This window comes from Streptococcus thermophilus (assembly GCF_010120595.1).
In the GTDB taxonomy this organism is placed as follows: Bacteria; Bacillota; Bacilli; order Lactobacillales; family Streptococcaceae; genus Streptococcus; species Streptococcus thermophilus.
In genome coordinates this window covers 560100-581403 of record NZ_CP038020.1, presented here as the reverse complement: position 1 = coordinate 581403, position 21304 = coordinate 560100, and the positions used below count along the sequence as shown (strand labels likewise).

The window sequence follows — 21304 nt, the reverse complement described above, 5'->3', positions numbered from 1 at the left end:
GACACTCATGTCTCAACTCACCCTCGTGTATATTAGCCTGAGCGGTAACACCCAAAGCTTTGTCAAACGTATGTCTGATTATCTCTCCCTAAATCATGGGATTAATTGCCGCCAAATCAATATTAAAGAGCTTAATCATGAAACCTTCCAAGTGGATGAACCGTTTGTTGCACTCCTACCAACCTACCTTGAAGGTGGGAATGGTGTTGACAATGGAGATGTTGAAATCTTAACCAATCCACTGGGAGACTTTATCGCAGCCCATGACAACCACAAACGTTGCTTTGGTATCATCGGTTCTGGGAACCGCAACTTCAATAACCAATACTGCCTAACTGCTAAACAGTACAGCCAGCGTTTTGGCTTCCCAATGTTGGGAGACTTTGAACTACGTGGTACACAGTCCGATATTGAGCGTCTAACACCTATTATCCTAGAAGCACAAAAGAACTTTATCCAACTGTAAAACTAGAGCAAAAAAGCCCTGACATGGGCTTTTTCTCTTGCTTAATTTTTTTGTATTTCTTGATTCCAAAGAAACCAGCCAAGGTCACAAGAACCAGACCAGCTAAAGTTTCTGACACGGATTCATCTGAACCTGTATTTGGCAAAGTCTCAGCAGAACTTGAAACTTGAGTTTCTTGGATTTGAGCTTGAGGCAAGATGATTACCTGAGAATTTGACAACTGAATAGCTGTAGCAGGTTTAACCAAGCTAGACCCTTCGATAACCTTTGGTGTCACGCGCTTAGTTTGATCCACTGTCTCAGCACCTTTTGATAACTTCTCAGATTCTTTATTAGCCGTATCCTCGACTTGATTTGCTTTTTCCTTAACAATCAAACGGTACTCCGCAAATCCTGCCTGTGTTGATGGCCCCACATAACTAATAGCATCCTGATTAGCAAGGTGGGCATGTGCATTGTCCGATGAGGCAAAACGGATATCCGCATTTGCAATGTTTGGAAGGAAACTCCAATTCCCATCGGCACTCGGATTAATCGTTTTCTCACTGACAATATAGTCAATGATGGCCTGACGATTTTCAAGATTGAGGAGACGTTTTTCTGCGGCATCCTTAACACCAGGGAAATTACCAGTCGCACGGTAGTTATTGGTTACGACAAGGAAGGTTTGATTCAAATCAATTGGTTGACCTTGATAAGCTAAATCACGGACACGACTGACATCTTGGTTAACCAACTTACCTTCACGGTCATACTTGTTAGGTTGTGTTAAATCGAACTTGTAAGTCAACCCATCAATCACATCGTAATTATATGAGGGATAGCTACTGTTAATGAGTTGTTGGGGTTCTTTGCTGTTAGGGTCAATTTGATTGAACTGTCCCGCAGACATTTCCAACCATTCTTTAATCTGCGCACCAGTCACCTTGAGAAGGGCAGTGACATTATCATAGAGGTAGAGGTCTGCGACATTCTTAATGGCTAATGGACCTGCTGGAGTGTCAGTGTAGTAACTTGCATCCCCACGAGTCCCTGCCTTGAAAGGTGCAGCTGCTGAAAGGATTGGTAGATTTTCATCTGCTGTTCCCGCTACTTGTTTTTTGGCATACCACAATTGCGCATTGTTTACGATTTGAATAGATGGATCGTCCTGAACTTGAGCAAAATAGCTAGTGATTGGGGCAGTGGTCTCACCAACTTCCTTACGAACATAGTTGATTGTCCCATCGTGGTCATGAGCAGCCATGTCAATTAGAGCTTTATCCGCAATATCTGACTTAGTATCAATTTTTTCAAGCTTAGCCTTACTGTTGACAACTTTCCATTTGCCATCCGTATAAGTCAACTTGACATCCATGATACCGAGATGATCTCCGAACTTACCAGCCATAACTACAGGTTTTCCATTGATGAGACCATTGACATCATCTACACCAGGATATTTGGCATAAAAACTTGTACCATCACCATTTGGGAAATCCGCATGAGAATGCCCTGTCGCAACAGCATCAACACCTTCGATACCAGCAACTTGGTAACCTTCATTTCCTCGTTCTTAGTATATTCATTGTCGCCAATACCAGAATAAGCAGCAACAAGAATAAAATCAGCCCCAGCAGCCTTCATTTGAGGAACAATAGTCTTAACAGCCTCCATTGGATCGTCGACAGTTGCCTTACCTTCAAGATTGGCCTTATCCCAAACCAAAATCTGCGTTGGAAGGACACCAGTAATACCGATTTTTAGCGTTACCTGTTTGCCATCCGTATCGGTAAAGGTCTTATTAACAATCTTATAGGGATTGTAATAGTAGTCACCTGTCTGAGCATTGCGCACATTAGCATTGATAATGTTAATCTTAGCGGCCTTAACCATGCGATCCAAAAATTCGAGGCCATAGTTAAATTCGTGATTTCCAAGCGTTTCAGCATCGTAACCAAGCATCTCAAAAGCCTTGTACATAGGGTGAGTCTCACCTTGGGCAACAGGATCAATCAAGTCCTTATAAGTTCCAAAAGGAGTTCCTTGAATCGTATCCCCACTGTCCACCAAGACCGTATTGGGTTTGGTTTCACGGGCTTTTTTGATAAGGACAAGCAGTTTTGGACAGACCAATGCTTTGAGACGGCTTATCTTGATAATAGTCATAGTTAACCAAGTTGGTGTGAATATCTGTTGTTGACAAAATCTGCATATCAACAGTCTGTCCCTCATGAGCAGGTTCAGTAACGGTTTCAGGCTGTACTGGCACTGCTGGTGTCACTTGATTGGCATTAGTCAAAACAGCACTAGCTTCTTGACTTGCTTGGGCTGTTGAGCTAGAAGATGATGATTCTACAGACGCATTTGTCGCTACTGGTGTTGGTGTAGCAGATACAGTCTCTGTTCCTCCTTGAACAGCTGTCCCCGAAGTTCCTTGTCCTGATACGATAGTGGCTCCACTATCTGTCACAGTTTCAGTTGAGGTAGTTGGAACTGGCGCCGTTGCCTCATCAGCATGCCCCACAACTTGTAGCACAGTCAAGAGAGCAAAAAGGTCCAAAACAACAGCGGATTGAGTCACATAACGATCCCGTTTTCATTAAAATTTTCCCCTTTTATAAAGATAATACAATTATATTAAACCGAAATAAGAATACCAACTTTTTTTAGAAATGCTCGATTTGTCATACAAAACCAATGACATGATTCAATCTTAGATTAAAAGTGTCAAATACAAAAAAGTTGGAACAAAGCCAACTTTCTCTTAATTATTCAATTCTAGGGCATAACTCACACTGCTCAAAGCATAGAGGGGAGCTGTTTCCGTCCGCATAATACGCGGTCCAAGGCCAATTTTAACGCCACCAGCTTCTTCAAATGCATCAATCTCAGACGGAGAAATACCACCTTCTGGTCCAAAGATAAAGAGGAGCTTCTGTCCATTTTCCACCTTAGCCAACTCACGAGCTAGAGTAGCCAACTCACCCGCTTTAGCTGTTTCCTCATAGGCGATAAAAATCTTATCAAAATGAGCTAATTCTGATAGAAATTCTCCCTTCTTCTCGAACAATCTGACTTCTGGAACACAATTACGCTTGGATTGTTCTGCAGCTCCTAGAGCAATTTTGGCAAGTTTATCTTCCTTCTTGGCAAGCTTCTTACCATCCCATTTAACTACAGACCAGTCGGCAGGGAAGCCCCAAATAGCCTGAGCTCCAAGCTCTGTTACCTTTTGTGTCACCAGTTCCAGCTTGTCTCCCTTGGGAAAACCAGAAGCAATGGTTACAGATACAGGCATCTCGACAGTCTCATTTAAGTCTTCAATCACTTCAAAGACATGATTCTCACGATCAATCACACGAGCAAGGCGCTTGACACCATCTTCAAAAACCAAGACAACCTGATCATCCTCTGTTAAACGCATAACGTTAAACATATGCTTCACAGCATCCTTGTCTTTGATGATCACTGGATTTTCAACCTGCCCCTTTATAAAATACTGTTGCATTTAGCCTCCAATCACACCTGAAATATCATCCGTCTTCTTGAAGACACAAGTATTCCACTCTCCCTGAACCATGTGAGTTTCCAGGAGGAAACCAGCTTTCTCAGCCGATTCACGCACCATATCCCATTTTTCAGAGATAATCCCTGACATAATCAAATAACCTTCATCCTTAACCAAACGATAGGCGTCTTCCGTCAGGTGGATGAGAATATCCGCCAAAATATTAGCCACGATAACATCAGCTTCTTGAGTTACACCCTTCAAAAGATCTCCCGTAGCAACGTGGATATTTTCCATACCAGGATTCATGTCGATATTTTCCTGTGCGACTCGAACCGCCACATCATCAAGGTCATAAGCATAGATTTCCTTGGCTCCAAGAAGAGAGCTAGCAATCGAGAGAACTCCCGAACCAGTTCCCACATCAATCACCGTCTCACCACCACGAAGCACCTGTTCGAGTGCAAAAAGGCTCATCTTAGTCGTTGGGTGGGTTCCTGTTCCAAAGGCCATGCCAGGATCCAGCTTGATAATCTTTTCACCTACTGATGCCTCATAATCTGTCCATGACGGCACGATGGTCAAATCATGGGTAATGCGAGCTGGTTCATAGTATTTTTTCCAATTCTCAGCCCAATCTTCTTCAACCAATTCTTGAGTTACCAAGTGAATATCTCCCGTTTCAAGACCAAAATCTGTCAACTCATCCAAACGATCATTAACCTGCTTAGTAATAGCCTCGATATCTGCTGATTCCGGATAATAAGCCGTAATTTTAACTGTCTCAACCTGCTCAACCTCAGGATAAAGTTCCCCAAAGCGGTCCGCATTTTCCAAATAATCTGCACTGTCATCAATAGTCACACCCTGGCTCCCAGATTCGATTAAAATATTAGAAGCCGCCTCTTCGACCTCACGATTAACTTCAATCGTTAATTCTTGCCATTTGTTCATTAATTATCTATTTCCTTTCCTACTAAATAGTCTTTAAAACGTTCTTGCAACTGGGGAATGACACCTTCTGCTTTTATAAAATCCTCTATAGGCATCAATTTAAATTCCTGCCCTTCATCTCCAAAACAAATCTCTTGATACTGCTTCTGACTAATTTGGGCAACCACAAAAACAGCTAACCTATCTTTATCCAAGATACTAGGGTAGATTCGCGACCAAATAATCGATTCCTCTTTCAAAGTCAAGCCTAGCTCCTCCCAGACTTCACGTTGAAGACACTCAAGTGGCGTTTCTATGCCCTCTCTTCCACCCTCTTATGTCAAGTAAATGACACTATTTTTCTACACTGAAAACACCCTTATTATACCACAAAGCTACTTTTTAAGAAAGAGACTCGCTATTACACAAGTCTCTCATTAGATTATCTATAGACAACTGTAAAAGAACCTTGGCCATTGACGACAATCCTCTCGATATGAGTGTCAACCACTTCCCTGGTCATTTTTTTGTCAAATGCTATATTTTCCCTACCAACTACCTTTAATTGTTCTTCTATTTCCATTATAGAATTATCTAAGTTCTGACGTTTTTCCATGTAAGTTTCTCTTGTCATCAAGCCCTCTTTATAGTCTTGAAAATGAGAAACCTTTTGAGTTTTCAGCCGTTCAGCTTCTCTTATAAGATTCGTTTTTGATAGCTTTGGAGAGTTCTTCGGCAACCGAGACTTTAATTCTTTCTCGATAGCCTCTTCTATTCTATCTATCCGACAGGACTTCATGGTCTGGCCTTGACTTCTACAGTAACGACAATAAAAATAATCATAGTTGTTATAGTGGCTATATCGAAGGAGACGATGCCCGCAATGTTCACAGATAACTAAGCCTCGTAATAAAACTTCTTCTGGCTGGTTGCAAGTCTGATTTTTCGGCCCACTAATGCGAGAGGCAAGTGATCGTTGAGCTTTGTCAAAGTCCTCACTTGATACAATTGCCTCATGATTATTGTCAAGACGTTCCCACTCTGATTCAGGCCGCCGAATCTGCTTACCATTTACCGTTGTTCTAGTATTAAACAGGTATGTCCCCTTATAGGCTTCATTTTTGAGTATTTGGAGAATACCACTTCTCGTCCATACATTCCTCTTTTGTTCGGCAGTAATGATAATTGATTTTGTATACCTTGCTTGACTAACCTGCATTTTCCTCTCAGCTGGAGTAATCGTCTGTTCACTATTAAGTAACATCGCTATTTTTTGAGTTCCCATTCCCTCAATGCAAAGTCTAAAAATTCGTCTCACAATTGGAGCGACTTCCTCATCAATGATAATCTTAAATCGGTCATTTGGGTCCTTGATATAACCAAACGGTGGTAACCAACTCATGTTCTTCCCAGATCGTTTCATACTGTTCATTGCACTCTTGACTTTTTCAGAAACATCTTTGGCGTAGAAATCATTGAGTAAGTTTCTAAAGGGCACATCAATATCCAGTCCATTATGTTCAGACACCAGGCTATCATAATGGTCGTTGAGAGCAATAAATCGAACTCCGAGAAAAGGAAAGATATTCTCCAAATAGTTTCCCAATTCCAAATAGTCACGCATAAATCGAGACAAATCCTTGACGATGATATTACGGATAGTTCCAGCCTTAACATCAGCCATCATGCGTATAAAGGCTGGACGGTTAAGACTGGTGCCCGAAAAACCATCGTCCACAAACTCCAAACGTTCCCAGTTCTTGAACTTAGGTTCTTGGTTAAGAAAATGGTTTAATAAGTACCGTTGATGAGTAATTGAGTTGCTTTCATCTGTATTAGCCTCATCAACTGACAAGCGGAGGTATAGAGCGATTTTAGTCATGCTTGTCCCCCCCGATCCGACAGTTAAAAGTTACTGTGACTGTTTTGTCCACATCAACTTCAATCCGTTCTATTAAAGCATTTAAGAGTTCTGCCGTTAAAACTGCTTGATTGCTACTCTTGGCTAGATGTCTAACCCAATTCACCTGCTTACTGTGCTCCTCCTCAATCTGCTTTATTGAAGTTTCACATTGGGCTAATTCTTGTGAAATGGTTTTGATTTTTGAGTTTATTTCTTTCTTTTTGGAAAGATAGTCTTCTCGCTTAGACCGGTTAAGACTGAACGCTGCGTAAAGATCGCTTAGTTCAGCATTCCATTGTACTATTGAACCTTGATGACCCCTCAGCTGCTTTTGATATATCTTTAGGCAATTCTCCTTTTTAGATTCAAGTCGAGGCAATAAAGTCTCAACTGTACCTAAACGCTTCATTTCTGATTGTATCAGCTCTACTACTATCTTATCCAGAGCATTTTCACTGATATAAACGGTTTTTCTCTCAGCTGTCTCTGAATCATAGTGATAGTCCATAAAGTAATAGTAATCATAATCAGACTTATTATTTGAAAAATGGCGACGCTTTCGAACCATTTGAGTTGATTTGGTTTTGCCATAAATCAAACCTTTATAGCGATTTGGAGTTTTTACTCGGTCAGTCTTTTTAACAGACTTACGACTAGCAGAATACTGAAGAATTTTTTCGTAGTCATCTTTGCTGATATAGGCTTCCTGTGCATTTTCAAAATAGATATAGTCATCTTCAGATAAGGATTTGTTTCGTGTTCGCTGAACAAGGCCTCCCCTGTAAACAGGCATCTTAATCAGACGAAGTAAATTTCCTGCTTGCCATCTTTTCGTATCCTGCTCACTTCTATATAATTGACCTGTCTTACGGTAGGAATGAGGTACAGCAATTTCTCTACGATTCAATTCAGCAGTAATCTGAGGCATGGATTTACCTTCGATTGCCTCTTGAAAAACAAACTCTAAAATTGGCCTAACCTGATTATCTATGACTAACCTTGCACCAGCTTCATTGCGGTCAATGCGATACCCATACGGAGCAGAAGTTCCAATATAGTACCCTTGACTAGCCTGCTGAATATGATAAGTCATAACTTTCTTTGAAATATCCTTAGAGTATAAGTCGTTGACCAAATTATTAATTTCCACCTCAAAGGATTTCTTATCTTCTAATCCGTTGAGTGTGTCTAAGTTGTCATTGATTGAAATAAGACGAACTCCCAAAAAGGGGAATACTTTATCAATCAGTCGTCCCATCTCAATGTAGTTTCGACCCAAACGGGATAAGTCCCGAATCAAGATACAGTTGATAATCCCTTTTTTGATATCTTCCATCATGTCCTGGTAGGCAGGTCGATTAAAGGTTGTTCCAGAATATTCATAGTCGATGTAACACTTGGTTACAGTTAACCCTTTCTCCTTGGCAAAGGCTCTAGCTAGACTTTCTTGTGTCTCTAAGGACTGCGACTTGTTTCTCCAGGTTTCAGTACGTTCTTTGGATAGGCGAATGTAAATGCCTGTACGATAAGTTTGAAGTGATACCTCTTCTATTATCGTTTCCTTGCGGTAGCGGTTCTTGGTACGTGCCATTAGATCACCTCCGTCTCTCTATGAGAAAACTGCTGGAGGACTTCTAGTTCTGCCACATCATGAAATACCAAGGTCAACTCCTGATTCTCATGAATGACAATCCGGTCAAGTAAGGTCACTAAAGTGAGACGATTGAGTTCTTTATCTTTTTGGATTTCACTCAACTGATTTAACCACCGTTCCTTATCCTGAAGTTTGTCATACAGGGTTTGAGCTAGTGCTTTCTTTTGAATGATGGTGTCCTCAATCTGTTTTAGCTTTTGACGATAGCTTCGCTGAAACTCTTGGTATTCTGTATCATTAATCAAACCGTCGTCTAAATCCAAATACAAGGACTGGAGCAACTGTTCATACTTCTTGCGATTCGCAAGCAAAGAAGTAAAATCAACTTCCAAAAACTGTTCTTGGTTCAAATAATCAGGAACTGCTTTAATCAGATAAGACTTCCAGTCAAGGTATTGATGAATAAAGGTCAATACTAAGTCTAGTAATCTCTCTTGTTTAATTGCATGACGGCTACATCCTCGTCCATTATTGTAGGTGCTACAAATATATTGAACAGTCTCTTTGTCCTTATAGCGAAGTTTTCGTTGTACAAGCTGAGCCTGACAGTCGCTGCAAAATAATAATCCTGCAAAAAGGTCAGGCAGCTTCTTCCCGTGCTTAACATCCCTGAGTAAGAGGTTATTCGCAATAGCAAAGGTACTTTTTGAAATAATGGCTTCATGGGTATCTTCCACTCGCACCCAATCTTCTGGATTGACAGCTACAGATTTTTGCGACTTGTAATTAAGTTTGGTCTGTTTACCTTGTTCCAAGGTACCAGTATAGACACGGTTGGTCAAAATACGGTTGACCATTTTGGTGTTCCACTTATGGCAATGGCCATAAAAACCTTTAATCTTTTCCTGACAGGCTTTCTTACGTTGCAAGGGAGTCTCTATCCCTGCCTGGTTAAGAAAGCCTGCAATAGCGTTTGACGAATATCCCTCTAGTTTAAGAGCAAAGATTTTCTCAATAGTAGGGCGTACATTCTCATCAACCACTAGGTGATTCCGTTGCTTGTCATCTTTGCGATAGCCATAAGGGGCAAAAGCTCCAATAAACTCGCCCTTTTGCCGTTTAGCTTTTTGGGTGCTTCGAACTTTTGTTGAAATGTCTCGACAGTAACTATCGTTAATGAGACTTTTGATAGGCATGACCAAATGCGTTTCATTGGTATCAGCCGTCAAGCTATCATAGTGGTCATTGACTGATATAAACCTAACTCCCATAGCAGGGAAAATTCGTTGAAGGTATTTTCCAGTTTCAATGTAGTCTCGACCGAAGCGAGACAAGTCCTTAACAATAATAGTATCAATTGTCTTATCATTTACCATTGCCATCATACGGTTAAAGTCAGGGCGGTTAAAGGTTAAGCCACTAATACCATCATCCATAAATTCTTCTAAAATCGTGAAATCATGATTTCTGGCATAATCTCTCAAAAGTGAGCGTTGGTTGATGATGGAATTGCTTTCCACATTATCCCCATCATCTCGTGACAGGCGTAAATAAATACAGGCTTGTGTCATGTTTATCTCCTTAATCAGTGTTTAGGTGCTTACCGATTAAGGATTGAGGTTCTACTATTCTATTTTACATAATCTACCAAGACTTGTCCGCTAAAAACTCAAATTTTTTCAAGCTGTCTCCCCAGCAAATCATCTAAAACGTCTGTAAGACTTAGTGGCTGATCACTTACTTGTACTGTAACCTTATATCCCTCAATCACAATCTGCGGTAATTCCGCACCTGTTTGTATTTTTTCCATAAACGTTTTTCCTTTACTTAAAATTTTGACCTCTGTAGGTAGAACTGGTTAAGTTCTTCATGGGAGTTTCACCCGCTGTCCTTTCTCGATGGCAGCCTGAACGTTCAGAAGTATCATTATCCTCATTTGTCTCATGGCAGATAGGTAACCAACCTATTTTATAGCCGATAATTCTCGCTCATCTCACGGCGTACCAGGCTAAATTGCTCCACAAATGATTAAAGTCCCACTTCAGTCTATTCAGTTGTCAAAGGGCATTGAAGGAACTATAATTCCCCTTCACTATATAGAGTGAAAAAATGATAACTTTTTCCGTCCTAATGCAAGAGCTTTTTGAGATAGTTCAAAATTTTATCCCTCCGTCTTGCAACAGTTGAAATAGAAATTTGATTAGACAGAGAAATTTCATTCAATGTTTTTTCCTCAAAAAACAGGTTCTTGACAAGGGAAAATTCATCGTCATTAAGCAAAAGTAGAGATTCATACAATAGCTGTAAGATTTCTTTAGTCTCAGTAATCTTTTCAACATCCATTTTCTCATCAGCCATAAAACTTGTTAGTTGGTCATCAGCATAATCTGAAAATGGTCTAACACGATATTGGATTTCTAGTCGATTAAGATAATTTTCTCGATTTGTCAATCGCCAATACTCACGGTAAACCTCTCTGGAAACAGGGACTTTTAACCCATTCACATATACAAAATACACCATCTTATTCCTCCTTATATAGATTTGATAAGGTAGGAAATGGCGGTGAACGATTTTTCATAAAACACTCTCAATTTTTAGACTTCACTATTAAGAGTGAAAATTTTCATGTTTTTTACCGCTGTTTTCACAAAAAAATATAAAAAAGCGATAAAGCAAACTGCTCTATCGCCTAGATTGTAATAACCTTACATAATTTCAGCTGGTTGTAAAATGGGCTTTGGTATAGGAATTGGCTTCGGATATTTAATTGGTTTAATTGTTCCGATTCCATATAGTGGTGGTCGAAGGCTTCCGCCTGAAATATGGGACAGTTGAGAGAGATCTAGTTCTTTAAGCATCTAATATGCCTCCTTCTATAAAATTATTATTAATCAAGTATTAGAATAAGATAATTAACAACAGATACAATAACCAGTAATCCGTTATTCAGTAGATGCACAACAATCGAATCGACAATGTTTTCACGACGATCGTATGCCAAGTAAAAAATTGCTCCTAACAGGAAATACACAATAAACTCGATTGGATAGAATATATGTAACAATGCAAAAATGGAAGAGCTCACAGTCAATTTCAACCACTTACGATTGTTTTTGAAAAAATAACGACCAAAGAATCCTCTGAACACAAGTTCTTCCAAGATCGGAGCAAAGATACCAATAGCAAGATGAAAGGCAACAAAGTATAAAGGGAACATCCGGCTAAGCTGCTCATTGGTTGCCATCAAGGCTGCATCATTAGCTGATGTTGCATTACCCGTGACCATTTGAATTAAAAAGGTCCCACCAATGGCTACTAGACGAGTAGCAAGATAAAAGAGAAGGGCAATTCCAAAGTCTTTCCAGGTAAAGGGTGATTTTTCCTTTTCATCCTTGTTTTTATATTTTTTCCAAACAAGAACAAGGACGATACCAGTAACCAATAAATAACCTAGACTAGCAAGCCACTGCATATAAGTTGGCGTTGTCTCCTGAGTAGCAATCAATCTCATTGGAAAGATATTGACACTTAAGGTAAGAAAGATTAGCCCAATAAACTTCAGTATATTTTTAAAACGTTGCATTATCTAACCCTCCTGCTTAGTTCTCAAACGACTGATGCCTGTGAATCCCGAAGCTAGTAAGAAGGCTAGACCGATACGCACAAGATTAATCGAATTGACCTCTCCAGTTCTAGGCAAAGTTGTGGCTCCAGAAACTCCACTAACACGACTTGCTAGTGGTGTGACCTGTGATGTGGAGCTTACTGGCTTAATCAAGGTTTCTTGTTGATTTTCTTGCTGTTTAACATCAACTTTGAGACTCTCATCTTTGGTACTGACATTTTCTATAGATTTATCTGTAACCTCTATGGATTGTTCTGCAGAATCAGCCTTGGTTTTATCAGAGGAAGAGTCGGTTTCGGACAACTCTTGATTCGAAATCTCCTCAGTGTTAGCTTGATTATCAAAAGCAGTACCTGACTGTGTCCCTTCCTCTTGATTGGTTGTATTCTGTTCACCATTCTCAAGCTCTTCTGCATGTTGTTCAGGTGATTTTCCAAAATAGAGGTAGTCGTAAAGTTGCTGAGCATTAACTCCTCCACCAACCCATCCAGAAACAGGTTGACCATTTTTTAGGTAGATAATGGTTGGTGTTCCAGGGATACCGACTGTTTTAAACAAGAACTCTTTAGCCTCATCATCTGCACTATCTGTATCGTAATACTCCAACTGACCAGCAATTAGCTGATTAAATTCCTTCAAGTCTGGTGAAAATTGACGGCAATAATAACAGGTCCCACGACCGAAATACAAGGTGTGTTCCAAACCGTCAGCCGTAAAAGCTGTATGAACATTGTCAATAGTTACCTTCTTAAAATCAGCGACATTTGTAGCATACTCCTCGATGGTCACTTCTGCAAGTTCTTCACCGGTTGTAGCTTCGCCTGTCTGATCAGGTGTTGTTTGGCTAGATGGCTGTTCTGTCACCAGAGAAGGACTATGTTCTTCTAATGAGTTAGTTTCAGAACTGTCAGCCAAAACAGGACTAGTAACTAAAGCTGCCAAAGCCACTGTACTGAAAAGTAGTGATTTGAATAGTGTTTTCTTCATGATGAAACTCCTTTATTATTGATGATCTTATTCTATAATTTTCACAAGCAAAATTTCGTAAAATTCCTGAACAGTCATCGAAACGTCCTGAATGGGAAGTGTTAACCTTTGTGAGCAATAAATCTAACGCTCACAAATACTCTAACCATATAATCAACCCACTTAAAAACATGTACCGCCTACTTAATAACAATGCCATGAGAATCTAGGCTATGGCACTGCAAATGAAAAAATCACACAGCTTCCTTCTTGACGGTAATTAAAGCATCCTAAGGGGAAAAATAGCAGAACATAAAAATCACACTGATTCTAGTTTATCAGTGTGATCAACTTATGACTTACTTTTAAAATGAGATTAGTAATTCCAAAATATATAAGACCAGAGCTATTATGTACTGACCCCAAAAAGTTAGACAAAAAATATTAGTGAAAGGATTTAGTTCTGTACTGAACAGGACTAAGTCCTTTTAGTTTTGCTTTAATGCGTTTATTGTTGTAGTAAAAAATATAATCAGTGATAGCTTGCTCTAGTTGGTCCAGTGACTTGAAATTCTTCTCAAATCCGTAAAACATTTCTGTTTTCAAAATGCCAAAAAAGGACTCCATCATGCCATTATCCGTGCTAGTTCCCTTGCGAGACATGGACGTACGTATGCCTTTACTGGCAAGAAAACGATGATAAGCTTCATGTTGGTATTGCCAACCTTGGTCGCTATGGAGAATGGTATTTGGGTAAGTTTCCTCAGGAAAGGCTTTATCAAGCATAGTCTTGACTTGTATGAGGTTGGGAGAACGTGACAAGGCAAAAGCAATAATTTCGCTATTATAGCCATCCAGAACAGGTGATAGATAGAGTTTTTCAGAACAAATTGGCAGAGTGAACTCAGTCACATCTGTATAGCACTTCTCAAAAGGCTTAGCTCCTTCAAAGATTTTTTCAATGAGATTGGGAGATTTCTTGCCCACATCCCCCTTGTAAGACTTGTATTCTTACGTCGACGAATACGAGCAGTCAATCCTAGCTCCTTCATCAGCCGTTGTACTTTCTTATGATTGACAGAAAATCCACGATTTCTTAACTCAAGGTGAATGCGACGGTAACCATAGTTTCCCTTATGTTCATCGTAAATGGCTTGAATTTCAGCTTTTAACTCCTTATCTTTATCTGGTTTATCCAGTTGCTTGACTTGATAGTAATAAGTAGAAGGAGCTAATTGAGAAATAACCAGCAGTATATCTAGTCGGAATCCTTCTGCGACCATCTCTCTAACTGTTTGAGCCTTTCTTGCTCTCTGGCTTCGTCCCTTAAACGAAGCTCCCTCAACTTTTTTAGGTAAGCCACCTCAGTGCGTAAGCGCTCATTTTCCTCCTGAAGTCGCTCTAACTCCGTCATCTCTTCCCAGGTTTTCTTTGGTTTACGCCCCATCTTTGGTGGCCTCCCTCTTGTTTTCTCAACAATAGTATACCCGTTTTTCTTGTATTGTGCTATCCAGTTTGGAAGAGTTCCACGATTTGGCAGGGCGTAGTCAAGCGAGACGGAGAGGACTGACTGCTTATCAAGAAGTACTTTATCAATCATTTCCTGCTTGAGTTCTGGAGAATAATAGGTATTCTTTCCTTTCTTGACAATGTTTATTCCATACCTATCGATCAGTCGAAGCATATATTGGATAACAGATTCTGCAATATTAAACTGTTTTGACAAGTTCTTGATAGACTGACCACTTTGACGTAGTTCATAGATTTCGATTTTGTCTTCATAGCTCAATTTCATAAAAATAGCACCCCAAAAGTTAGATTTTTTCTGTCTAACTTTTGGGGTGCGGTTCATATTATAGTCAGTATTTTTAAATAATGGTATGTTTTAGAGTCTACTTTAACAATAAACTTTAAGAATATTAAAGAGAGAATTGCAATGCTTAGAAGCAGAAAAATCTTATTTCTAATCTCCAACATAATGAGCAAATACTGAACCCCCAATTTGGGTTTCCTCCTTGAATTTCTTCCAAGACGAAGGTATTTAATTCAATATGTTTATCAAAATTTCATATCAATATCAGCCTCCAAATTTATTTCCTATGTCTGTTTTTTATCATGAGATATCTTTTGTATAACTATTCAACCGTTCAAGATGAATACTTTGCTGTACTTGACTTGATAATTTTTGGGGAGGTTAAAAACATTTAGCATACTTTGAAAATCTACAAATAGACCAAAATCGAATTTCTCAATCAAAAATCCAGTCTAAAAGATAACTGCATAATAGATAGATAAGAGGAGCTACCCCAGCAATGATTAGTTTCTGATTATTCTTTCGAAGACCGATTAATATAACTACAAGGGGAATTATGAATAATAAAAGCGATAAAAGACTTTTATAATCCATTTATGATTGCCTTTCCGCTCCCAACAAGGCATCCTACTCCAGCCGCTGCACCTCCGATAATAGCTCCACCTATACAGTGTCCTACAACTGATCCCCAATTAATTTGACCGCCAGTTACATTTGCTAAGTCAAGTTCATGTAGAACCTCAAAACCATTATACTGCTTCATGATATAAACTCCTTCCTTAGTTAAACTTATTACCAATCATTCCACCCATACATGCAAAGCCTCCTGCAATTGCCCCAACATGAGCTCCGACAAATGCACCTGGAAGTGCTCCAACACCTCCTGCTGGAGCTCCCCACAGAGCTCCACTTCCAGCTCCTGCCAATGCATATCCTCCCATGTCTTTTAAACAATCCTTACCAGAGTATCCACCCTCAACTGTCGAAAGAAGTTCAGCATCTAAAACATCAAATTTACAAATAGTTATTGTATTCATTGTAAATATCTCCTACCTAATATTTTTATTTTGTCGGGTTGCAACCTTGACAAGTCTAGTATAGCACTACTTCAAAAAATAATTTCCCCATTTCTTGAACAGTCATTTAACTTTCCTAAATGGGAAAATTTTACCATTCAAGAAGGGAAAGCGACCGTTCAGGTATGTATTTTTTAGGAAGATCCGAAATATCTTTTTACCATTCAGGACGTTTCGATGACCATTTAAGATTTAGATATTTTTTTCTGTGATTTTTTGTCATAATAGTCTTGTCACTAACAAGAAAGGATTTGACAAATGACAGCTTACAAACGAACTTTTGTTCCTCAAATCGATGCCAGAGACTGTGGTGTGGCTGCTTTAGCCTCTATTGCCAAGTTTTATGGTTCTGATTATTCCCTAGCTCATTTGAGAGAATTGGCCAAAACCAATAAGGAAGGGAACGACCGCTCTTGGTATCGTCAAAGCAGCCAAGGAGATGGGCTTTGAAACTAGAGCCATCCAGGCTGACATGAGCCTCTTTGATATGGATGACGTTCCCTATCCCTTCATCGTTCACGTCAATAAAGAAGGCAAACTGCAACACTACTATGTGGTCTATCACAACAAAAAAGACCACCTCATCATTGGTGATCCTGACCCTACGGTCAAAGTCACCAAGATGACCAAGGAGCGGTTTGCTTCTGAATGGACAGGCGTTGCTATCTTTCTGGCTCCAGAACCCAGCTTTAAGCCTCACAAAGATAAAAAGAACGGCCTGATGAGCTTTCTCCCTCTTATTTTCAGGCAACGTGCGCTTATCTTTTATATCGTCTTGGCTAGCCTTTTGGTGACACTTATCAATATTGGTGGTTCTTACTACCTGCAAGGGATTTTGGATGAATACATTCCTAATCAAATGAAGTCAACCTTGGGGATTATCTCCATCGGCCTGATTATCACCTACATCCTCCAGCAGATGATGAGTTTCTCACGAGATTACCTTTTGACTGTGCTCAGCCAGCGGCTAAGCATTGATGTGATTCTTTCCTATATCCGTCATATCTTTGAACTGCCCATGTCCTTTTTTGCGACACGGCGGACTGGTGAGGTTATCTCTCGCTTTACAGATGCCAATTCAATCATTGATGCCCTGGCATCGACCATTTTGTCACTCTTCCTTGATGTCTCTATTTTAACCATCGTCGGTGGTGTGCTTTTGGTACAAAACACCAACCTCTTCCTGCTCTCCTTGATTTCAGTTCCCATTTACATCATCATTATTTTTGCTTTTATGAAGCCGTTTGAGAAGATGAATAACGATGTGATGCAGAGCAATTCCATGGTCAGCTCTGCCATTATCGAAGACATCAACGGCATTGAAACCATCAAATCCTTGACCAGTGAAGAAAGCCGCTACCAGAAGATTGATAGCGAGTTCGTAGATTACCTGGACAAATCCTTCAAACTCAGTAAATACTCTATCCTGCAAACTACCCTTAAACAGGGAGCTCAGCTCATTCTAAATATTGTCATCTTGTGGTTTGGGGCCCAGCTAGTCATGAACGGACACATTTCAGTTGGACAACTGATCACCTTCAACACCCTTCTATCTTATTTTACCAATCCTTTAGAAAATATTATAAACCTCCAAACCAAGCTCCAGTCTGCCAAGGTGGCTAACAATCGCCTGAATGAAGTCTACCTGGTTGAATCTGAACTCAGTAACAATCAGACCTTAACAGATTCACAGTTCCTGACTGGCGATATTCGCTTTGAAGACCTTTCCTATAAGTACGGTTTCGGACGTGACACCCTATCGGATATCAATCTGACCATCAAACAAGGCGATAAGGTCAGTCTAGTGGGAATTAGCGGCTCAGGAAAAACAACCTTGGCCAAGATGATTGTCAATTTCTTTGAGCCTTACAAGGGTCGAATCACCATCAACAACAATGACCTTAAACTAATTGATAAAAAGACGCTTCGGCAACACATTAACTACCTCCCACAACAAGCTTATATCTTCAGTGGTTCAATCTTAGAAAACTTGACTTTAGGGGCCAATCAACTGATTAGTCAGGAAGATATTATCAGAGCTTGTGAGATCGCTGAAATTCGACAAGACATCGAGCAGATGCCTATGGGCTATCAAACAGAATTGTCTGACGGAGCTGGCTTATCGGGTGGTCAAAAGCAACGGATTGCTTTGGCTAGGGCTCTACTGACTAAAGCCCCTGTTCTTATTCTTGATGAAGCCACTAGCGGCCTTGATGTGCTAACGGAGAAAAAGGTCATTGATAATTTAATGGCCATGGCAGACAAGACCATTATCTTTGTCGCACACCGCCTCAGTATTTCTGAGCGAACCAACCAAGTTATCGTTCTTGACCAAGGGAAGGTCATTGAGACTGGTTCACATCACGAATTGATGACCAAACAAGGTTTCTACCATCATCTATTTAGCAAGTAAGGAGACTAAGCATGAACCCTAATTTGTTCAAAAGTGCTGAATTTTACCAGCGGCGCTACCATAATTTTGCGACACACTTAATTGTCCCCTTGATATTATTAGTCGGCTTTCTTCTAACCTTCTCCCTTTTTGCCCAAAAGGAGGTTACCGTCACATCAAGAGGTGAAATTACTCCGACGACAATCATCGCTTCCATCCAATCCACCAGCAATAACCCTATCACAACCAATAATCTAGCCAATAACAAGCTGGTTAAAAAGAATGAGCTCATCATCCAATACGCTGAAACTATGGAGAGTTCCCAAAAACAAGCCCTTGAAACCCAGCTAGCCACTCTAAATAGACAGAAAACTGGACTTGAAACCCTCAAAGAAAGCCTGTCACAGGGAACGAACCTCTTTACAGGGGAGGACGAATTTGGCTATATCAATACTTTTAACAACTTTATCACCCAGTCACAGGACATCGAACTAGGAATTTCCAAAACCAATGCAGAGGTGAGTAACCAGGCCGCCCTAGCAGGTAATACCATTGCTGCGATTGACACGCAAATCAATCAAATCTATCACCAAATAGCAGAATACGAGGAGCTTCGTCAAGCCATTACCAATAGACAGACCAGTTTATCAGCTGACAATCCACACCAAGCCACCTTAAACAATTTCTTAGCCCAATCCCAACAAGACTCCCAGACAGGATTAACTGATCAATACCTTTCTCAAATCAACCAAAGTATCTCAGGGCTAGAATCATCCATAGCTAGTCTGAACATCCAACGAGCTGGAACTGGCTCTGTTGCAACCTATGATAACAGCTTTGTAACAAAGGTTGAGGTCCTAAGAACACAGTTTTTACAATCGGCCTCTCAGCAGCTGACCACCCTTGAAACGCAAATCACAGAGCTAGTGGCACAGCTAGAGCAAGCATCCGTCCGACTAGAAAACAATACCATTACAGCTCCTGAAACAGGGGTAATCCATCTCAATAGTGAGTTTGAAGGAAAGTCTTTGATTCCAAGCGGTAGTGAAATCGCTCAGATTTACCCCAATATCAATCAAACCAAAGAATTCCTCATTACTTACTACGTGACTTCAGAACATGTCGCCTTACTCAAAGAAAAACAAGACGTGCGCCTGAGCTTAGAAAAAGTTGGCAACCAAAGCATCACTGTTGTTGGAAAAATTAAGTCTATCGATAAAACTGCTACTAAAACTGAGGAGGGGAATCTTTTCAAAGTTACTGCCTTGGCTCAACTATCCGACAAGCATAGCGACGTCATCCAGTACGGTCTCCAGGGTCGAGTCACAAGTATCATTGCCAAGAAGACTTACTTTGATTACTACAAGGATAAAATTTTATCCAACCATGATTAACCATTTAGGAAAGTTAAATGACTGTTCAGGATTTGAATGTCAAAAACCGCCATATTTTGTGTACAATAAATTAAAACTTATATAAAGGAGGTCCTTATATGACCAAGCATCGAACTTCTCTCACTGCATTCACAGAGCTTTCTCCTTCAGAACTTCACCGCATCTCTGGTGGAGATTGGTGGAGTGATTGGATGAAATATTTTCCTAAGTCAAAGCAAGCCATAGACAGCAATAATAAACATAAACTGGGCTAACATCAAAAAATCTGGACCGAGGGATTAAATCCCATGGTCCAACTTTTTTATTTCGATGACAAGTCAATTTCTAGAGATTGGCCAAACAGATAAGATGCACTAGTCGTGTTAAGTGATACGTGTGGGTAACGCTCTAGAATTTTCATGACATTATATAGACCAATACCTCTGCCCTCGCCTTTAGAACTATGACCAAAGGCATAAAGCTCTGAAAGGTCAACTTTTTCTTCCTTGGTGTTATTTTCAATAATAAACATTTGCTTATTATCTACAGATAAGAAAGCAATGGTAATCTTTCCAAAGGTTCCTTTGGTAGCATCTATGGCATTATCACATAGAATCGAAACAATCGTGATAAAGTCCACTAACTTCATTCCTTGCGGTTTAATCGCTTCTGGCACCTCCAAGCTAACGGCTACATGATTATCATTAGCCTGTAAAAATTTGGATGCCAATAAACTTTTTAAGGCAGAATTATCAATATTGACCAAACGCCCAATATCATATTTACTAGCTCGCAACTGTTTATGCGAATCCTTTAACACAGATTGGTAAACATCCTTTATCTGCACCATGTCATTTTCTTCAATTCCCAATCGTAAGGTTGTTAATAAATTTGAATAATCATGCCGGAAGCCCCTAACCTCTCGATAAAGCTCCTCAATTTGGTTACTATAGTCCTCCAAGTTTTTTAGTTGCAGGGCTTGTTGAAAATCAAACTGCTCTTGTATTTTTTCTCGCAAATGTAAATCCAGTTGTTTGATAATTCCCATGAAGATAACAAGATAAGTCACTAGAATAAATTGACGATAAGCCATTGTCGGCAATCCGATGTCATACTCTAAATAAGTCAATGTTTGCATTAAAAGATAGTATGCAAGCATTACCCAATTAGTCATATAGAGGATCCGTTTATCTTCAGCTACAAGATTGTCCGTTCTTAACTTGACAAAATCATATCTTAACCAACCTAAGAAAAATAGAACAGACAATGTAGACAGGAGATTAACGAAAACAAAAGTTGGAGTGTCTTCTATGATACCTGGGGTCTGACCAAATAAGGGGAAAATAAAATAAAGGACCATACGATAGAAAAGATTTTCCAGAATAAAAGGAAATAAACCACAGAAAATCAATAAGGTTTTAGACAGTGGTCTCAAAAACACAATAGCCAACAGTAAACCATACAAAGGGGTGTCAAAATAAGAGAAGAATTGACTTGAAAATAACTGACTTAAAGTCGCGAAAAGGGCTGCAACGGATACTCTGAGCAGAATGACCAAGAGGATTGAACGGATAGAATACTTTAAGCGGTTAACACTAAAAAAGAGAACAATGAGTGAACCCAATGAAACAATGGCTTCAATAATATAGTTTAAAACAGACATCCTTTCT

Annotated in this window: 16 protein-coding genes and 4 pseudogenes; 4 read left to right on the top strand and 16 right to left on the bottom strand. The window is 39.8% G+C overall.

Annotated elements, in window-relative coordinates; translation table 11 throughout:
• Positions 1–7: 7 nt before the first annotated feature.
• Complete coding sequence (gene nrdI, locus E3C75_RS03090; protein ID WP_084828439.1) at positions 8–466, top strand: class Ib ribonucleoside-diphosphate reductase assembly flavoprotein NrdI; 459 nt, start codon at positions 8–10, stop codon at positions 464–466.
• Here the strand turns inward: nrdI and E3C75_RS03085 are convergent.
• From E3C75_RS03085 to E3C75_RS03020, 15 genes and pseudogenes are all read right to left on the bottom strand, one after another.
• Positions 453–3029 (bottom strand): annotated as a pseudogene (locus tag E3C75_RS03085) (bifunctional 2',3'-cyclic-nucleotide 2'-phosphodiesterase/3'-nucleotidase). The gene nrdI and the pseudogene E3C75_RS03085 overlap by 14 nt on opposite strands.
• 183 nt (positions 3030–3212) lie before the next feature.
• Positions 3213–3956 (bottom strand): 16S rRNA (uracil(1498)-N(3))-methyltransferase, encoded by a 744-nt coding sequence (locus E3C75_RS03080; RefSeq protein ID WP_084825734.1) that lies wholly within the window; start codon positions 3954–3956, stop codon positions 3213–3215.
• Complete coding sequence (prmA, locus tag E3C75_RS03075; protein ID WP_084828438.1) at positions 3957–4910, bottom strand: 50S ribosomal protein L11 methyltransferase; 954 nt, start codon at positions 4908–4910, stop codon at positions 3957–3959.
• Positions 4910–5221, bottom strand: a pseudogene (locus E3C75_RS12095) (NUDIX domain-containing protein); the annotation flags it as partial. The gene prmA and the pseudogene E3C75_RS12095, both read right to left, overlap by 1 nt.
• Positions 5222–5331: 110 nt before the next feature.
• Positions 5332–6771 (bottom strand): recombinase family protein, encoded by a 1440-nt coding sequence (locus E3C75_RS03065; protein ID WP_133264091.1) that lies wholly within the window; start codon positions 6769–6771, stop codon positions 5332–5334.
• Complete coding sequence (locus tag E3C75_RS03060) at positions 6764–8383, bottom strand: recombinase family protein (protein ID WP_111679187.1); 1620 nt, start codon at positions 8381–8383, stop codon at positions 6764–6766. The genes E3C75_RS03065 and E3C75_RS03060 overlap by 8 nt, the downstream gene beginning before the upstream one ends.
• Positions 8383–9957 carry a recombinase family protein gene (locus tag E3C75_RS03055; protein ID WP_111679185.1) on the bottom strand — a complete coding sequence of 525 codons (1575 nt, stop codon included), beginning with the start codon at positions 9955–9957 and terminating at the stop codon, positions 8383–8385. Before E3C75_RS03055 ends, E3C75_RS03060 begins: the two co-directional genes overlap by 1 nt.
• Positions 9958–10055: 98 nt before the next feature.
• Positions 10056–10196, bottom strand: coding sequence for a hypothetical protein (locus E3C75_RS11090; RefSeq protein WP_044775899.1), 141 nt, complete (start codon positions 10194–10196; stop codon positions 10056–10058).
• A 317-nt stretch (positions 10197–10513) separates the two neighbouring features.
• Positions 10514–10909 carry a sigma-70 family RNA polymerase sigma factor gene (locus E3C75_RS03050; protein WP_111679183.1) on the bottom strand — a complete coding sequence of 132 codons (396 nt, stop codon included), beginning with the start codon at positions 10907–10909 and terminating at the stop codon, positions 10514–10516.
• Positions 10910–11094: 185 nt separating this feature from the next.
• Positions 11095–11247, bottom strand: coding sequence for a hypothetical protein (locus tag E3C75_RS03045; protein WP_162173399.1), 153 nt, complete (start codon positions 11245–11247; stop codon positions 11095–11097).
• Positions 11248–11276: 29 nt separating this feature from the next.
• Entirely contained in the window at positions 11277–11972 is a 696-nt protein-coding gene (locus E3C75_RS03040) for a CPBP family intramembrane glutamic endopeptidase (RefSeq protein WP_111679181.1), read from the bottom strand.
• 3 nt (positions 11973–11975) lie between these two features.
• Positions 11976–13001 carry a DUF6568 family protein gene (locus E3C75_RS03035; protein ID WP_111679179.1) on the bottom strand — a complete coding sequence of 342 codons (1026 nt, stop codon included), beginning with the start codon at positions 12999–13001 and terminating at the stop codon, positions 11976–11978.
• Positions 13002–13424: 423 nt separating this feature from the next.
• Positions 13425–14775 (bottom strand): annotated as a pseudogene (locus E3C75_RS03030) (IS3 family transposase).
• 601 nt (positions 14776–15376) lie between these two features.
• The gene (locus tag E3C75_RS03025) at positions 15377–15556 is read right to left on the bottom strand and encodes a class IIb bacteriocin, lactobin A/cerein 7B family (protein ID WP_111679177.1); all 180 of its coding nucleotides are present in this window, start codon (positions 15554–15556) and stop codon (positions 15377–15379) included.
• Between the two features lie 16 nt (positions 15557–15572).
• Positions 15573–15830, bottom strand: coding sequence for a Blp family class II bacteriocin (locus E3C75_RS03020; protein WP_039671027.1), 258 nt, complete (start codon positions 15828–15830; stop codon positions 15573–15575).
• 297 nt (positions 15831–16127) lie between these two features.
• Here E3C75_RS03020 and E3C75_RS03015 point away from each other — a divergent pair.
• From E3C75_RS03015 to E3C75_RS03005, 3 genes and pseudogenes are all read left to right on the top strand, one after another.
• Positions 16128–18282: pseudogene (locus E3C75_RS03015) on the top strand (peptide cleavage/export ABC transporter).
• An 11-nt stretch (positions 18283–18293) separates the two neighbouring features.
• Positions 18294–19655 (top strand): bacteriocin secretion accessory protein, encoded by a 1362-nt coding sequence (locus E3C75_RS03010; RefSeq protein ID WP_111679175.1) that lies wholly within the window; start codon positions 18294–18296, stop codon positions 19653–19655.
• A gap of 98 nt (positions 19656–19753) precedes the next feature.
• Positions 19754–19909 carry a ComC/BlpC family leader-containing pheromone/bacteriocin gene (locus E3C75_RS03005; RefSeq protein ID WP_096811960.1) on the top strand — a complete coding sequence of 52 codons (156 nt, stop codon included), beginning with the start codon at positions 19754–19756 and terminating at the stop codon, positions 19907–19909.
• A 47-nt stretch (positions 19910–19956) separates the two neighbouring features.
• On the opposite strand, the gene E3C75_RS03000 is transcribed toward E3C75_RS03005, so the two are convergent.
• Entirely contained in the window at positions 19957–21297 is a 1341-nt protein-coding gene (locus tag E3C75_RS03000) for a sensor histidine kinase (RefSeq protein ID WP_039671036.1), read from the bottom strand.
• Positions 21298–21304: the final 7 nt, after the last annotated feature.

What these genes read in the sequence shown, in the direction of transcription:
- nrdI (WP_084828439.1), top strand. Translation starts at nt 8, where the DNA reads ATGTCTCAACTCACCCTCGTGTATATTAGCCTGAGCGGTAACACCCAA.
- E3C75_RS03080 (WP_084825734.1), bottom strand. Translation starts at nt 3,956, where the DNA reads ATGCAACAGTATTTTATAAAGGGGCAGGTTGAAAATCCAGTGATCATC.
- prmA (WP_084828438.1), bottom strand. Translation starts at nt 4,910, where the DNA reads ATGAACAAATGGCAAGAATTAACGATTGAAGTTAATCGTGAGGTCGAA.
- E3C75_RS03065 (WP_133264091.1), bottom strand. Translation starts at nt 6,771, where the DNA reads ATGACTAAAATCGCTCTATACCTCCGCTTGTCAGTTGATGAGGCTAAT.
- E3C75_RS03060 (WP_111679187.1), bottom strand. Translation starts at nt 8,383, where the DNA reads ATGGCACGTACCAAGAACCGCTACCGCAAGGAAACGATAATAGAAGAG.
- E3C75_RS03055 (WP_111679185.1), bottom strand. Translation starts at nt 9,957, where the DNA reads ATGACACAAGCCTGTATTTATTTACGCCTGTCACGAGATGATGGGGAT.
- E3C75_RS11090 (WP_044775899.1), bottom strand. Translation starts at nt 10,196, where the DNA reads ATGGAAAAAATACAAACAGGTGCGGAATTACCGCAGATTGTGATTGAG.
- E3C75_RS03050 (WP_111679183.1), bottom strand. Translation starts at nt 10,909, where the DNA reads ATGGTGTATTTTGTATATGTGAATGGGTTAAAAGTCCCTGTTTCCAGA.
- E3C75_RS03045 (WP_162173399.1), bottom strand. Translation starts at nt 11,247, where the DNA reads ATGCTTAAAGAACTAGATCTCTCTCAACTGTCCCATATTTCAGGCGGA.
- E3C75_RS03040 (WP_111679181.1), bottom strand. Translation starts at nt 11,972, where the DNA reads ATGCAACGTTTTAAAAATATACTGAAGTTTATTGGGCTAATCTTTCTT.
- E3C75_RS03035 (WP_111679179.1), bottom strand. Translation starts at nt 13,001, where the DNA reads ATGAAGAAAACACTATTCAAATCACTACTTTTCAGTACAGTGGCTTTG.
- E3C75_RS03025 (WP_111679177.1), bottom strand. Translation starts at nt 15,556, where the DNA reads ATGAAGCAGTATAATGGTTTTGAGGTTCTACATGAACTTGACTTAGCA.
- E3C75_RS03020 (WP_039671027.1), bottom strand. Translation starts at nt 15,830, where the DNA reads ATGAATACAATAACTATTTGTAAATTTGATGTTTTAGATGCTGAACTT.
- E3C75_RS03010 (WP_111679175.1), top strand. Translation starts at nt 18,294, where the DNA reads ATGAACCCTAATTTGTTCAAAAGTGCTGAATTTTACCAGCGGCGCTAC.
- E3C75_RS03005 (WP_096811960.1), top strand. Translation starts at nt 19,754, where the DNA reads ATGACCAAGCATCGAACTTCTCTCACTGCATTCACAGAGCTTTCTCCT.
- E3C75_RS03000 (WP_039671036.1), bottom strand. Translation starts at nt 21,297, where the DNA reads ATGTCTGTTTTAAACTATATTATTGAAGCCATTGTTTCATTGGGTTCA.